At 61.2% G+C, this 12,703-nt stretch carries 15 protein-coding genes; 1 reads left to right on the top strand and 14 read right to left on the bottom strand.

What is annotated here, in order from left to right; all coding sequences use genetic code 11:
• Nucleotides 1-5 precede the first annotated feature (5 nt).
• Nucleotides 6-1,478, top strand: coding sequence for an amidohydrolase family protein (locus B2344_RS14970; protein ID WP_290485514.1), 1,473 nt, complete (start codon nt 6-8; stop codon nt 1,476-1,478).
• Here the strand turns inward: B2344_RS14970 and sigJ are convergent.
• The 14 genes from sigJ to B2344_RS14900 all read right to left on the bottom strand — a co-directional run bounded on the left by sigJ (nt 1,471) and on the right by B2344_RS14900 (nt 12,558).
• Nucleotides 1,471-2,343 carry an RNA polymerase sigma factor SigJ gene (sigJ, locus tag B2344_RS14965; protein WP_290485513.1) on the bottom strand — a complete coding sequence of 291 codons (873 nt, stop codon included), beginning with the start codon at nt 2,341-2,343 and terminating at the stop codon, nt 1,471-1,473. The genes B2344_RS14970 and sigJ overlap by 8 nt on opposite strands.
• Nucleotides 2,340-2,876, bottom strand: coding sequence for a hypothetical protein (locus tag B2344_RS14960; RefSeq protein ID WP_290485512.1), 537 nt, complete (start codon nt 2,874-2,876; stop codon nt 2,340-2,342). The genes sigJ and B2344_RS14960 overlap by 4 nt, the downstream gene beginning before the upstream one ends.
• Complete coding sequence (locus B2344_RS14955; RefSeq protein WP_290485511.1) at nt 2,873-3,265, bottom strand: hypothetical protein; 393 nt, start codon at nt 3,263-3,265, stop codon at nt 2,873-2,875. Before B2344_RS14955 ends, B2344_RS14960 begins: the two co-directional genes overlap by 4 nt.
• 93 nt (nt 3,266-3,358) lie before the next feature.
• The gene (locus B2344_RS14950) at nt 3,359-3,823 is read right to left on the bottom strand and encodes a hypothetical protein (protein WP_206992727.1); all 465 of its coding nucleotides are present in this window, start codon (nt 3,821-3,823) and stop codon (nt 3,359-3,361) included.
• A 208-nt stretch (nt 3,824-4,031) separates the two neighbouring features.
• Complete coding sequence (locus tag B2344_RS14945; RefSeq protein ID WP_290485510.1) at nt 4,032-5,909, bottom strand: ATP-binding cassette domain-containing protein; 1,878 nt, start codon at nt 5,907-5,909, stop codon at nt 4,032-4,034.
• Between the two features lie 506 nt (nt 5,910-6,415).
• Nucleotides 6,416-7,162: a hypothetical protein gene (locus B2344_RS14940; protein WP_206992729.1), complete on the bottom strand. Its 747-nt coding sequence runs from the start codon at nt 7,160-7,162 to the stop codon at nt 6,416-6,418.
• Nucleotides 7,159-7,935 (bottom strand): hypothetical protein, encoded by a 777-nt coding sequence (locus tag B2344_RS14935; protein WP_290485509.1) that lies wholly within the window; start codon nt 7,933-7,935, stop codon nt 7,159-7,161. The genes B2344_RS14940 and B2344_RS14935 overlap by 4 nt, the downstream gene beginning before the upstream one ends.
• Nucleotides 7,932-8,684, bottom strand: a complete 753-nt coding sequence (locus tag B2344_RS14930) for a hypothetical protein (protein ID WP_290485508.1) — start codon at nt 8,682-8,684, stop codon at nt 7,932-7,934. The genes B2344_RS14935 and B2344_RS14930 overlap by 4 nt, the downstream gene beginning before the upstream one ends.
• Nucleotides 8,681-9,427 (bottom strand): hypothetical protein, encoded by a 747-nt coding sequence (locus B2344_RS14925; RefSeq protein ID WP_290485507.1) that lies wholly within the window; start codon nt 9,425-9,427, stop codon nt 8,681-8,683. Before B2344_RS14925 ends, B2344_RS14930 begins: the two co-directional genes overlap by 4 nt.
• Nucleotides 9,424-10,206 (bottom strand): hypothetical protein, encoded by a 783-nt coding sequence (locus tag B2344_RS14920; RefSeq protein ID WP_290485506.1) that lies wholly within the window; start codon nt 10,204-10,206, stop codon nt 9,424-9,426. Before B2344_RS14920 ends, B2344_RS14925 begins: the two co-directional genes overlap by 4 nt.
• Nucleotides 10,207-10,212: 6 nt before the next feature.
• Nucleotides 10,213-10,701, bottom strand: a complete 489-nt coding sequence (locus tag B2344_RS14915; protein ID WP_290485505.1) for a hypothetical protein — start codon at nt 10,699-10,701, stop codon at nt 10,213-10,215.
• A complete protein-coding gene (locus B2344_RS14910) occupies nt 10,698-11,189 on the bottom strand; it encodes a hypothetical protein (RefSeq protein ID WP_290485504.1) in 492 nt (163 codons plus the stop codon). The genes B2344_RS14915 and B2344_RS14910 overlap by 4 nt, the downstream gene beginning before the upstream one ends.
• Entirely contained in the window at nt 11,186-11,851 is a 666-nt protein-coding gene (locus tag B2344_RS14905) for a hypothetical protein (protein ID WP_290485503.1), read from the bottom strand. The genes B2344_RS14910 and B2344_RS14905 overlap by 4 nt, the downstream gene beginning before the upstream one ends.
• Nucleotides 11,852-11,976: 125 nt before the next feature.
• Nucleotides 11,977-12,558 carry a murein L,D-transpeptidase catalytic domain family protein gene (locus tag B2344_RS14900; protein ID WP_290485502.1) on the bottom strand — a complete coding sequence of 194 codons (582 nt, stop codon included), beginning with the start codon at nt 12,556-12,558 and terminating at the stop codon, nt 11,977-11,979.
• Nucleotides 12,559-12,703: the final 145 nt, after the last annotated feature.

Here is a 12,703-nt window from a genome sequence, read left to right as displayed (position 1 = left end):
GGATCATGCGCAAATCTGTGTCCGAGGTGTTCCGATCAAACGCGCGCAAATGGGCAGGCCGGGCAAGCTTGGTGTTTGGCGCACTGTTGACGGCCTGTGCCACCCAGCCTGCCACCCCGACGCTGGACGGCGATCTGCTGATCTCGCATGTAAGAGTGGTCGACTTTTCGGGCGAGGCGCCAGACGTACGCGAAGATGTATTCGTGCTGGTGGATGAGGGCGCGATTATCGCCGTGGCTGATACGCGGGAGGGCCTGATTGCGGACGCTGAGCAGGATGCCAGCGGGCTAACCATGATCCCCGGCCTGACGGACATGCATGTCCATATCTGGGATGAGGCGGAGCTTGGCGCGTATCTCTCCTGGGGCGTGACGCGGGTGCGCAACATGTCGGGCCTGCCCTTTCACCTGACCTTGGCCGAACAGATTGAGGCGAGGAGTGTGCTTGGGCCGCACCTGGTCACCACTGGGCCGATCCTCAACAGCGCCGGCCCGAATGCGCAGGTGAACCACCAATTGGTCGAGACCGAGGAGGAGGCGCGCGCAGCGGTAGCGTGGCAGGCCGAGCAGGGCTTCACGCGGTTGAAAGTGTATTCGAATTTGACCCGTGAAGCCTATGACGCCGTGCTGCAAGAGGCGGATGCGCGGGGGATGATCGTGACGGGCCATACGCCGGAAGGCGTGCGCGGGCCGGGCGTGCCATTTGAAGCGCCGTTCGACATTGCGTTCGATGAGGTGCTGAATGATGGGTTCGAGACGATCGAGCATGTGGAGTCGCTTGTCTGGCATGGGTTGAGCGATCGGGAAGATGCGGTTGCCGCGCAGGCGCTGGCCGGTCAGATCGCCGAGGCTGGCGTGCCGGTCACGCCGACGCTGCTGGCCTTTCACAATCTCTGGCGTGTGGCAGACACGCAAGGCGCGGCGCTGATCCGTCCGGAGACGGACCTGTTGAATCCGTTGGTGCAGGCCACTGAAACGGACATGTACGAATACTGGTCAGGCGCACCGACAGGGCCCACCGCAGAGCGGGATGCGTTTCACCTGCGCATGACCAGATGGCTGAACACGGCGGGCGTCACGCTGGTCGCAGGCAGCGATGCCGGGATCTTCACCAATGTGCCGGGCCTGTCGCTGGTCGAGGAATTGGAGCTGATGGTGGCGGCGGGGCTGACGCCGTTTGACGCGCTGAAGGCGGCGACGGATGCGCCCGCTCAGGTGTTGGAACGCAAAGGTCTGGACGGCTGCGCGCTTGAAGGCTGCGCGGCGGACCTGGTGCTTTATGCCTGTGATCCGCTGGCGGACATATCCTGCCTGCACTCGCCTGAGGCCCTGATCCGAGCCGGAGTCTGGCTGAATAAAGCGGATCTGACGGCCCTGCGCGACAGCGCCCGCAATCATAATCTGGAGCGCACACAGGAAAACGTGCTGGGCGGGCTGGCGGCGCAGGGCGTGAACATCTCGGCGCTCGGCCTCAATTAGCGGGCAGTTTATCCGGGTTGCGCATGGCGTAGAGCCAGGCGATGCGGCCGGTTGTGTCCGGGGCGAGGGTGAGGACGAGATCGACCTTTCCGTTCAGTCTGCGGAGGAGCGCCGGGGCGCCATTGGCAAGAGCGGGCTCCATGGTCCATGTAGCGTCAGACTTGGCATCCTTCATCATCACGGCCATCAAGACCTGAACAATGTCAGCCGGTCCGCGCAGCGGACGTAGTGCGGCGCGGGCCTTGCGGCCGCCATCGGTGTAGGCGGTGGCCTCTGGCGCGAGCAGGCCAAGCACGGCGGCATGGTCCTGTGCAGCGGCGGCGGCCATGAAGCGCTGGAGGAGGTCCGCGACTTCAGACGGGGCGGCGTCAAAGCGCGGGCCGCTCTCCTGCAGGCGTTTGTGGGCGCGGCTGACCAGTTGGCGGCAGGCGGCTTCGGACTTGCCTGTGACGGCGGCAATTTCGTCATAGCCGGCGTCGAAGGCTTCACGCAGGATGAAGGCGGCGCGCTCGGTTTCCGACAATCGCTCCATCGCCCACAGCAAGGCGAGCTCGCATTCCTGGGCGAGGGCGAATTTCTCCTCGACGCCAAGCGAGGGAGACTCGACAATGGGTTCGGGCAGCCACGGGCCGGGATAGGTTTCCCGGCGTGCGCGAGCCGAGCGCAGCGCGTCGATGGCTATGCGGGCGGCGGTGCGACGCAGCCAGGCGCGGGGGTTCTCGATGCGCGTGCGGTCTGTCCGCTGCCAGCGCAGCCATGTGTCCTGTACAGCGTCTTCCGCGCCAGCCCGCTCGCCCAGCATGCGATAGCACAGGGCAGTCAGGCCGGGTCGTTCGGCCTCGAAAATGGCGGTGTCGGCGCTCATGCGGGGAGGATCACTTCTTTGCCGGCAAAGTCCAGCCTCTGGCAGGCCTTGCCATGGCCCATGCCGCGCTTGAGCACGGGATAGATCCGGCCGGAGGCGGCGGCGAAGGCACAGGAGAGGGCGGCCTGCTCCCCGAATTCGGAGATGATCTCGCCGCGCAGATCATCCGCCACCGGATCACCAGATATGGCGGCCTTGGCAAAGCGGTAGCCGAGCCCCATCGCGCCAGCCTCCAGCGGGCGGCCTTCGGCGCAGGCCTGCAGGGCGTCAGCATCTGCCCCCCCCGCCAGCGCCATGTCGACGACCAGTTGGGCGCAAGGCCCGCAATCGCCGTCAAGCGTGGAGGCGAGCAATGCGCCGGTCCACGGGATTTGTCCGGCGGGCGCGCCGCGATATTTGTAGAAGGCGGGCAAGCGGGACAGGCCCCAGGCCGCGCCGGGCGAGATGTCGATGATCTCGTGCATATAGCTGGTGTCATAGTTGAAAGCGCGCTGCATCTTGCGCGCCTGAGCATGGAAGAATTTGCGGATCATCGGGCGGCCTCCTTGCGGGCAAAATTGAGCGCGGCGGCGAGGGCGAGCCAGGCCGGCAGCTGGATGGCGGTGAGATTGGAGGAAGCGACATGATCCAGCGGAAAGCCGCGGCTGATCCAGATCCAGATATGGAAGAGCGCATGCAGGGCCGGCCATGTCGCGCCGATGATGGCGGCGGCCCGGCTACGCGCATAGGCGCCATAGGCGAGCGCCCCGGCGCTCATGCCGAAGACCAGGGCGATGTCGCGGATAAAGTGGAGGTTGAATGGCCCCATCATCGCAACGCCGGGGACGGCTTCGTACCAGAAATGCGGCGCAAACCACATCACCAGTCCATTGGCAAAATGAAACGCCGCAATGGCGATCAGGCACAGTCTCCACATGTTCATAACTCCCTGTTTCAGGAGTCAGACGAGACAGGGACGGATTTTGTGACAGGTGAGGCCCGGCTGCCGAAAGACAAGCGGGCCTCAGACCAGGATTTACTCGCTGCTGGAGTCCAGCATGGTGAGTTCATGCATCAGATATTGACCCGTAATCTTGCGGAGTTCGGGATATGTCTTCGATGTCTCGCGTGAACTATCCTGATTGGCTTCACCCCAGGCCGCCATGAACGCATCATATTTTTCCCTCGAAGGGCCGATATCTGCCATGCTCGCATACTTCACGCCGAGGAGGATGTTGAAGTGTCCACTGTCCGGCATGGCGCTGACCATGATGGTGTAGTCTTCAATATGGCCGAGTGATTTGGCCACGTCATTGGATTCAACCCATGTGGATTTGATGCCTTCGAGGTAATAGTCCCCCATATTGGAATCGACCTTGATTGTCGCGATCTCCCACACGGTATCGCTGATCGTATAATCTTCGTATGCGTTCAATTGCGCCAGTGCCGGAGTCGCGAAAGCCGTCAGCGCTGCTGACAAAAGTAGTCCCTTGATGTTCATTATCTGTCTCCAAGACGAAAGAGCGCCTGCGCGCTCGTCAGTGGCCCCACCGCCACCATGACAACAGGTTAATGTTGGTTAACGTCCGAGGCAAGCAAAAGACGGTCCGTAGTCAAATAAAAATAGTCAGAGGGCGGCGTATTTTGCGTGCCGGTCATATCTGGTACTGATGCGGCTGTTGCAGGTCGCGTACTCAGGAGGCCGTCCCTTATGAGCTCGCCAATTCAAGCTCTTCCGCAGCGTCCATCCATTCGGTTTCGGCGGTTTCGGCTGCGCTGGCATGCTTTGCGCGGTCTTTCAGGAGCTTTTCCAGTTCGTCCGCAGGAGGTGTGCCGCTGGCGAGCTTGGCGTCGATCTTCGCAATGGCGGTGTTCGCCTTTTCGAGCCGGTCTTCGGCGTCGCGGGCTGTTTTCTTGAGGGCGCTGAGGCGTTTCTTCTCTTCGGGAGTGATCTCCTTCGGAGCAGCCGGCTTGGCCTGTTTGGCAGGCTTGGCCCCCTTGGTGTCGTCGCGGTCGGCCTTCATGACGAGGGCGCGATAGTCGGCAAGGTCGCCATCATAGGGCGCGGCGCGGCCATTATTGACCAGCCAGAGCCGGTCGGCCGTGGCCTCGGCAAGGTAGACATCGTGGGTGATGAGCAGGACCGCGCCGGGGAATTCGTTCAGTGCGTAGATCAGCGCTTCGCGGCTGTCGATGTCGAGGTGGGACGTCGGCTCGTCGAGGATCAGGATGTGCGGCGCGGCCGATGACATCAGGCCGAGCAGGAGGCGCACCTTTTCGCCACCCGACAGCTTCTCGACATTGGTTTCCACTTTCTCGTGGCTGAAGCCCATCGCAGCGGCAGCTGCATGGACTCGCGCTGGCGGTGTGCCGGGCGGCATGATGCGCTGGACGTGCATCAGAACGCTGTCACCTTCGGAGAGTTCGTCGAGCTGGTCCTGCGAGAAATAGCCGATGCGCACGGCCTTGGGCACGACCCGGTCGCCGCCAATCAGCGAGAGGCGTTCGCCGATGGATTTGACCAGCGTCGTCTTGCCTTGTCCGTTTGCGCCGACAATCGCGATACGGTCGTCCGGGTCCAGACGAAGGTTGACCTTGTCGAGGATGACTGCGTCCTCGCCATAGCCGAGGGTGGCATTGCGCAGCTCCAGCATGGGTGGGGCGAGCTTGTCCTTTGGCGGGGCAAAGTGGAATGGCGTCGTGCGGTCACCCACCGGGATGGAGATGTCCTGCATCTTTTCCAGCATCTTGATGCGCGACTGGGCCTGGCGGGCCTTGGAGGCCTTGGCGCGGAACCTGTCCACGAAGGCCTGCAGATGTTCGCGGTCCTTGTCCTGCTTGGCTTTCTGGGATTCCAGCTGGGCGAGCTTGGCCGCGCGCAGTTTCAGCCAGTCATCATAGCCGCCCGGCGTGATTGAGAGCTTGCGATGCTCCAGCGCCATTGTGTGCGTGACACAGCGGTTCAGCAGCTCGCGGTCGTGCGACACGATCAGGACGGTGTACGGATATTTCTTGATATAGGTTTCGAGCCAGGCCGCGCCTTCAAGGTCGAGATAGTTGGTCGGCTCATCGAGCAGCAGGAAATCCGGCTGGGAGAACAGGACACCGGCAATCGCCGCGCGCATACGCCAGCCGCCGGAGAATTCTTTCGTGGCGCGGCCAAGGTCTTCAGTGGTGAAGCCGAGGCCGTTCAGCACTTCGGCGGCGCGCGCTTCGGCGGTCCAGGCATCAATGTCGAGCAGGCGCTCATGGATTTCGCCGATGCGGTCCGGGTCGGTCGCGGTCTCGGATTCCTGCATCAGGGCGTGGCGCTCTGTGTCGGCGGCCAGCACGACGTCGAGAATGGTCTCGTCGCTGGCGGCGACCTCCTGCGCAACCCAGCCGAGCCGGGCGCCGGTATTCAGGCGGATGGCGCTGTCATTGCGCGGGTTTTCCACATCCTCGCGGATCAGGCGCAGCAGGGTGGATTTGCCCGTGCCGTTGCGGCCCACAAGGCCGACTTTCCAGCCGGCCGAGATCTGCGCCGTGGCAGATTCAAACAGGGGCCGGGCTTCGACCTGAAAATCGAGATTTGAAATGGTAAGCATGCGCGGCGGTCTACTAGAGACTACCGTGAAAGCAAGGGCGTGGGTGCGCTATCGGATGATGCGGGCGATCCCGGGCAGATTGCGGGCATCTGCGGGCGGGAGAGATCAGAGAGTATGCCCGCCATGCCACCAGTAGGGGGAGAACTGTAAATGGCATGACGGGCGGTTCGCTGCATTACTCTGGGGGGGAGGGGGACAAACGCAGCGAACGCAAACCTCTCTCTCCAACCAGATATAGGTAGCAGGCTGGCCGGGTCCAAGCGGCTCACGCCTTCGTGAAGCGTGAAGTTTGGGTAATGTTGGAGGAGAGCCCTCAAGCACCCCGGCGCGGGGTCACGGGGCGATGTCCCTGGCAAATATTTCGTTCATGCCAAATGTTTCAACGGTGGTCACAAGGTCAGTTACTCGGCCGTCGACTTGCGCATTGCGAAGCTTCAGCGCCTTGAGACTATCCGGAACGCTTCGCAGCGCGCGAACGCCTTCGGCCAATTCATCGGCGCTGGCGTCTATTGCGCCGCCTCATGTGTTATCTCAAGTGCGGTGTCGATCAGGCGATGAATCTCAGCGAGCTGGGCGTCCCATGGCAGCAAACCGTCGCGCAGGTAAGCGTCATAGGCGTCAAGGTTTTCGGCCACCGCATTCAGAAAGGCTCGATCCTCTCTCATAGCTTCCAAATCGCAGTCGGGTCGTGTCTGCATTTCGCCCAGCTCGGCGTCAAAGACCGGTTGAACCTTTACAAGCTCTGGTCTGAGCATCAGCAAATTATTCGCCAGGGCGTGATCTTTCTCGATATAGGCTAGAAGCGCTTCAACGCGTTGCTCATAGTCAACAAGTGCTGCGCGTAGCGCCGGATCCCTGATAATGGAAAGCCGCCCGGCATTTGTCAGCTCCGTGACCGAGGGCAAACTGAGGACATTGATATTGTAGTAATGAGATGTGGCGATCGCCATGCATTCGGCTTGAGTCAGCCGGTCTCGCTCAACAACGTCAAAAATGACTTCGGTCGCTGAGCGAAGATCATCAACGACAGACACCCTGCGCGCACGAACGCGCTCTGACGATTGCTCAACCCTGACAATATCAGGGTGCAGGCGTTCCATGAAATCGGCCTCGGCGACCCGGTTGCCGCGCACCACGTTCCAGTTGTTCACCTGCAGACCGAGGAAGACACCCAGCACGACGATCAGCGTTTCGATGACGACCGTGAACCAGTCCCGCCTGCGGATCGCATTGGTGAGACGGCGGAGGATCATGGGGCGACCCCGTCATTGCGAAGCCCGTCGATCACGACTTCGAGGCTGGCGATGTTTCCGCCAATATTGTTGCGCACGGTGGCAACCATGGAATACTGGTGGCGCAAGGCTTCCCGAATTGACGGCGAAGATTTCAGTTCATGCGCCGTTGCCTCGAGCAGGGCCTCATCCACATCTATACGACACTCCTCCACAAAGCCGGTAATGGTGCCGGCTTCGCCGACCGTGTCACTGCACCCTTCCCTGATCGCCAGCTGGAGGGGCAGCGGAATGAGTGCCCGGACTGCAAACCTGTAGGGCGTGCCCTGCAGCAGGCTATTGGTCTCGTCGTTCAGATCCTGAAACTTGTAATATTCGGACAATCCATCCGCCACCTCCTGGCTTGGCAGCAGGCCGAGATGCCCGGAAGAGACGATCTGATCCCACGTCGCCCGGTCGGTCGGATTGTTGCTGAACTCGCTCGCCCGGTAAGCGGCGGCAACGAGGTCCTTCGGGTTTGCATCAGGGCTGGCCAACAGCCGATCGGCCTCCACGACACTGGCGAGCACCTGATCATAATAGGCGAGCAGAACCAGATTGTCGGCCAGGTCCTGTTCAAGGTCGGCGACCAGACGAATTGTGTATTGGTCACCCAGCTCCCGGTCTGCCCGCGCGCCATTCCAGTTATTGACCTGAAGGCCGAGAAACACACCGAACATGACGATCAGCGTCTCCACCGCGACGGTGAACCAGTCCTGCTTGCGTAGCGCGGTGGAGAGGCGGCGGAGGATCATTTCGCTATGTCCCATCCGCGCGCGCCGATTTCTTGCGCGAGCGCCTGTTCGGCCTCGTCGACACGGTCAAGGACGGCGTTGTTCCAGTGGTAGAGGTTGCGCGTGGCTTCGCGTGTATTGCCCACGGCTGAAAGAAATTCGAAGTCCTGACAGGCACGTTCCAGCTCGAATTCCAGATTCTCCCAACGTTCCCAACGCCCGGAATCGACGCCTTCCGGACTGTCAAAATAGTAGAAGCGCCGCGCATAACTGGTCCACGGTGCGGCGTGTTCGAGCCATTGGGGTTCGACGCGTAGCTGGCCGTCGGATTCCTGAGACATCAGATTTATGGCCTCACGGACGTCGGGGTTTGAGATCACTTCGAACTGGCCGGATGCCCGCAGCTGGTCCACCAGCTCCCTGTCGACAACCGCAAAATTGTACTTTCCCAGCGAACCGAGCGCCGCGACCACCGCCTGCCGATCTGTTTCGGCTATTTCGCAAGTGGCGAGGCTGGACAGAAGAACACCTTCATTCTCGACCTGACGTGCCAGGAACGAGCCCGAACTCCGGATGGCTTCAGCGCTTCGCTGCATGTCGCTATGCAGACGCAAGATGTACTGGCGCTCCATGGACCGCTCGCCGCGCGCCTCATTCCAGTTATTGACCTGAAGGCCGAGGAAGACACCGAGGACCACGATCAGCGTTTCGATCACAACGGTGAACCAGTCCTGCTTGCGCAGGGCGTCTGTCAGGCGGCGGAGGATCATGTGCTGGTCTCCTCACTGAGAGTCGCGAGATAGTCGTCGAGTGCGCTCTCAACCTGTGCCAGATAGTCAACATAGATGGCCTGCAAGACTGCCACATTGGCGGCGAGACCGATGATTTCGGTATTCCCGCAAATCTTTCCGGGGGTCAGCAATTCATAGCTGTCGGGATCGTAGCCACCCATGGGGACCACCACGATTTCGCTGCGCCCGGTCAACGAAACCCCGGCCACTCTTTGCGCTTCCCGATTGGCGTCCTGTTTTACGCGGATATAGCGTTGCCACTGGCGATCGACGAAACCCATTTCATCCGCCATGGTCTGAATATTGGCGCGGATACTGGTCGACCGGATAAGCGACAGACTGCCTGTATTCAGCGCTTGCTCAGCGTTTGCCAGGGAAAACCGTGGCGGCGGAAAATCCGCGATACTGATAATCAGGATCGTCAGTTCGTTCCCCATGGCCATGCAGGAGTCTTTGTCCCTGAGCGCCAAGGCGAACCGGGCAGCATCATCGCTGATCCCCTGATGGACCTCTATATAACGCGACATTTCGCTGCGCGCTGTGGTGGCCTCAGACACTATCCGGGTCATCAAATCAGCCGCCTGTCCCCTGTCTGCGCGCGCATCATTCCAGTTTGCGACCTGAATACCGATGAACACCCCGACCACGACGATGAGGAAATCGAGCGCCACCGCGAACCAGTTCTGATCTTTTACATGTTTGGTCAGGCGGCGGAGGATCATGGGTTTCTGCCTGCGATGGTGCGGAGACTTTTTAGCGTGTCCGCATTGACGGTTTCGAGATCGGTGATCGCGGTTTCCAGGTCGGCGAAGCGGATCTGCAGCGCTTCCACAATTCCTGCGTCAGTGCGTAACAGCGTGGCGGCAGCGGCGATGGCATCCGGCGCAAGCCCCAGTTCGCATGGATAGGCCAGCGAGCCGATGATCGCATCATAGTCGCCAGTCGGTGCGAACCGGTCGCCGCACTTTTCAAGCAGCGCCTGCTGGACATCGGCAGGCACGCTGCGCCGGAACAGTGTCCTTATGGGCGCCTCACGCCCCTCGTCGGCAATCACATCGATCAGCGTCGTCGTGTAGATAGAGACGGCCGTCGCTCGAAGCTTATCACTCGCGATCAGCCCGATATCGCCAGTCGAGATCAGCTCGTCAAACGTCGCACGGTTCCGGTCCATGTATTTGTACTGGGTCGCGCGATAGGCGCTGACCAGGAATTGCTCATCAGACAAGGGCCCCGTGCCCGACAGTGCGTCGATCGCAGCCTTCGCTCCGGCGCGGACGTCCCGATTGTAGGCGATCAGGTATTCATAGGCCCAAGCTTCATAGCGCAGGTCCTGCGTCAGGCGCTCGCTGAACACGGCCGCGCGCTGGCGCGTTTCGCGATCGTCGTTCCAGTTCGACGCCTGCAGGCCGATGAACACACCCGTCACCACAATGACGAAATCCAGCCCCACCGCGAACCAGTTCTGGTCTTTTACATGCTTGGTCAGGCGGCGGAGGATCATGCCCGTCTACTCCACAGCCTGCAGCTGGTCCCAGAGATCAATCGGCGGCGTATCATTCACCATGCCGTCGACCATGTCCGCGAACCCCGCATTGAAATAGCCCCGGCAGAGCTGCCACAGGGCCCGTCCGCGCGGCGTGCCAAGGACGAAATAGATGACGCCCTGATACGTCTCCCACGATTCTTTCGTGATCGCGCCGTTCTGGTATTGCAGCCATTCATACTCGCGCGCCCGCATCTGGCCGATCATCCAGAAAAACAGCTTGGTCTTCTCCTCGAAGCTCGGTGTTTCGGTTTGCGAAAAAATGCGGCCCAGTTCGGGGAAGTCGACGAATTTGTAGACGCCGGTCTGGTCATAGGTGAGCTGCGCCTGGCGACTTTCGGAGCGCATCTGCTGCGCGCCCTGATGAACCTGCAATGCAAGGTAAATAAGCGTTCCAGCCACAACGGCCACGCCAATGATCTGTGCAATAAGGGCGATCTGTTCGAGCGTCATGGCTCCATCTCCAGCAATGGGGCGGTCGGCCCGGCCTTGATCAGCCCGTCGACAAGCTCGCGGAAGCCGGGCGGGAAGTGATGGCGGCGCGCCTTCCAGAAGCCCTGATAATATTTGGAAGCCAGATGGTCGCGAAAATGGTTTTGCGAATGCAGCCAGAAGTCTTCCTCGAAGACCTTCTTGCGGGCCTGGTAATGCATCACCTGATAGCCGCGTGTGACCATTGTGTAGAACACGTTGAGCCGCGTCCTTTCAGCGGCCTCAAACTCCTGTGGATCTGTGTCCAGCCCCCGCAGGAACAGATCGACCATCCCGCCTTCGCTGAGGATCTTCATATGGTCGCGGAAGATGTCATAATAGCCAACCGCCGCCGCGATGCGCTGCTGGTCGGCAGAGTGTCTGAGCTGGAAACCGACGAAGATCAGCGACGCAATCACCGCAACCGAAGAGATAATCCCGGCAACGAAATAGAGCTGTTCCAGCGTCATTCCTGCGCCCCCTCATCTGTTTCGTCGGCCGCCGCTTCTGCCGGCACTTTCAGTGCGTCCAGGTACCCGACGAGGAAATCCTCATCGAGGGCGGCGATGATCGGGCCAGCGTCCCTTTGCATGGCCGTGCCTTCCCAGCCGGGAGCCTGCAGCGCCCACCAGTGTTTGGCGAACCGCGATCCGAAATAGAAGGGGGCGGTGTTCGCGATATGCTGGCGCACGCGCTCGTCGGAGATCAGCCCGGCATCGCGCATCATGAACATCTGGTCCCATTGCAGCATGATCGCGACGAGGACGCTGCCAACCGCCTGGTTCTCGGTGTCGCTCAAGGCTTCCGGCGTACGGATCGCCTTGACCCAGATGACCGACATCTCCGGCCTGGCGATGTTGAACTCGATCTGGGCCAGCAAATCATTCTTCTGCTGGTCCATCGCCGCGCGCGTCAGAGCCGCGTTCTGGCGAACTTCCACGATCAGGACGACAAGGCCCAGCAGGACGCCGACATTCGCGGCAAGGGTCAGCCAGCGATTGAGCCGCTCCAGCGGGGCTGGGCGCGGCGCCGCGGGTGGCACTGTCGGGGAAGTCGCGGCGGGCGGTAGAGGCGGTGTATCAACACGCGCTTGCTTGCGTCGCAGACGGGACAGGACGGATGGAAGTTTCACGAGGCGTCCGGCCTCGCACAATTTGTCCCAAGATGATCAGACATGTCGTCCGCCAGCATGTTTTCGTCCCCCAGCCGCGCACTTTAGGCCGGGAATGGGGGGTGACAAGTATTTTCCGGGGAGGCTTAACGCCCGACATATATCAGCGTGCCTTGCGGGACGAGGGTCATGAAGGTGTCGAGGTCGGTGCGCGAAAAGGCGATGCAGCCATTCGAGCGCCCCAGCTTGCCATAGTTGTCGATCATCGCAGGTTCGGCATAGGCGGCAGAATGGATGACGATGGCGCGACGACGGGCATTGGCATTGGTCTTGTCGAGGCCATCGAGACGCAGCGAGCGGCCATGCTTGCCGTAATATTCCTCGGCCGTGAGATAGGCGCCTTGCGGACTCGCCGAGGAGCCGGGCACATCGGAGAAGGCATCGAGGAAGCCGTCATGATCCTTGTCCGAGCCCCGGCCGTGCGTGGTCCGGTAGGCGGAGACGAGGCCGGTATCGAGATCGACAATGAAGAGCCGTTCCTTGGCGGAATGGAGGCTGTAATCGACCACGACCAGCTGGCGCGAATGGGTGAGATCGGCATGCCGGCTCATCGCCTTGACGGCCTTGCCGAGCAATTCGGGCCGGATCAGGCGGTCCGGGTCAATCTCGGCCGCGCGGGCCTGGAAGGGCAGGAAACAGAGGCAGAGCAGGATCAGGAAGCGGGACATGGACAATCGGGCTTTCGAGCGTGTGAACAAGATGGCTTTGAGCCGGGCGGTCGGACGGATGAAGGGTACGCTTGAGATGCTGGAAGACAAGGGCGATTTCGCGGACAAGGATGACGACCAGAATTGCCGCCAGGGTGAGCATGGC

It is taken from the genome of Hyphomonas sp. UBA3195 (genome assembly GCF_002366485.1).
Classification (GTDB): domain Bacteria; phylum Pseudomonadota; class Alphaproteobacteria; order Caulobacterales; family Hyphomonadaceae; genus Hyphomonas.
Note: the sequence above shows the minus strand (reverse complement) of the source record. Positions and strands in the feature narration are given on the sequence as shown.

Excerpts from the sequence above, each read along its gene's own strand:
- B2344_RS14900 (WP_290485502.1), bottom strand. The coding sequence starts at position 12,558 with ATGTCCCGCTTCCTGATCCTGCTCTGCCTCTGTTTCCTGCCCTTCCAG.
- B2344_RS14920 (WP_290485506.1), bottom strand. The coding sequence starts at position 10,206 with ATGATCCTCCGCCGCCTGACCAAGCATGTAAAAGACCAGAACTGGTTC.
- B2344_RS14930 (WP_290485508.1), bottom strand. The coding sequence starts at position 8,684 with ATGATCCTCCGCCGCCTGACAGACGCCCTGCGCAAGCAGGACTGGTTC.
- B2344_RS14945 (WP_290485510.1), bottom strand. The coding sequence starts at position 5,909 with ATGCTTACCATTTCAAATCTCGATTTTCAGGTCGAAGCCCGGCCCCTG.
- B2344_RS14915 (WP_290485505.1), bottom strand. The coding sequence starts at position 10,701 with ATGACGCTCGAACAGATCGCCCTTATTGCACAGATCATTGGCGTGGCC.
- B2344_RS14935 (WP_290485509.1), bottom strand. The coding sequence starts at position 7,935 with ATGATCCTCCGCCGCCTCTCCACCGCGCTACGCAAGCAGGACTGGTTC.
- B2344_RS14910 (WP_290485504.1), bottom strand. The coding sequence starts at position 11,189 with ATGACGCTGGAACAGCTCTATTTCGTTGCCGGGATTATCTCTTCGGTT.
- B2344_RS14970 (WP_290485514.1), top strand. The coding sequence starts at position 6 with ATGCGCAAATCTGTGTCCGAGGTGTTCCGATCAAACGCGCGCAAATGG.
- B2344_RS14925 (WP_290485507.1), bottom strand. The coding sequence starts at position 9,427 with ATGATCCTCCGCCGCCTGACCAAACATGTAAAAGATCAGAACTGGTTC.
- B2344_RS14960 (WP_290485512.1), bottom strand. The coding sequence starts at position 2,876 with ATGATCCGCAAATTCTTCCATGCTCAGGCGCGCAAGATGCAGCGCGCT.
- B2344_RS14950 (WP_206992727.1), bottom strand. The coding sequence starts at position 3,823 with ATGAACATCAAGGGACTACTTTTGTCAGCAGCGCTGACGGCTTTCGCG.
- B2344_RS14955 (WP_290485511.1), bottom strand. The coding sequence starts at position 3,265 with ATGAACATGTGGAGACTGTGCCTGATCGCCATTGCGGCGTTTCATTTT.
- B2344_RS14940 (WP_206992729.1), bottom strand. The coding sequence starts at position 7,162 with ATGATCCTCCGCCGTCTCACCAATGCGATCCGCAGGCGGGACTGGTTC.
- sigJ (WP_290485513.1), bottom strand. The coding sequence starts at position 2,343 with ATGAGCGCCGACACCGCCATTTTCGAGGCCGAACGACCCGGCCTGACT.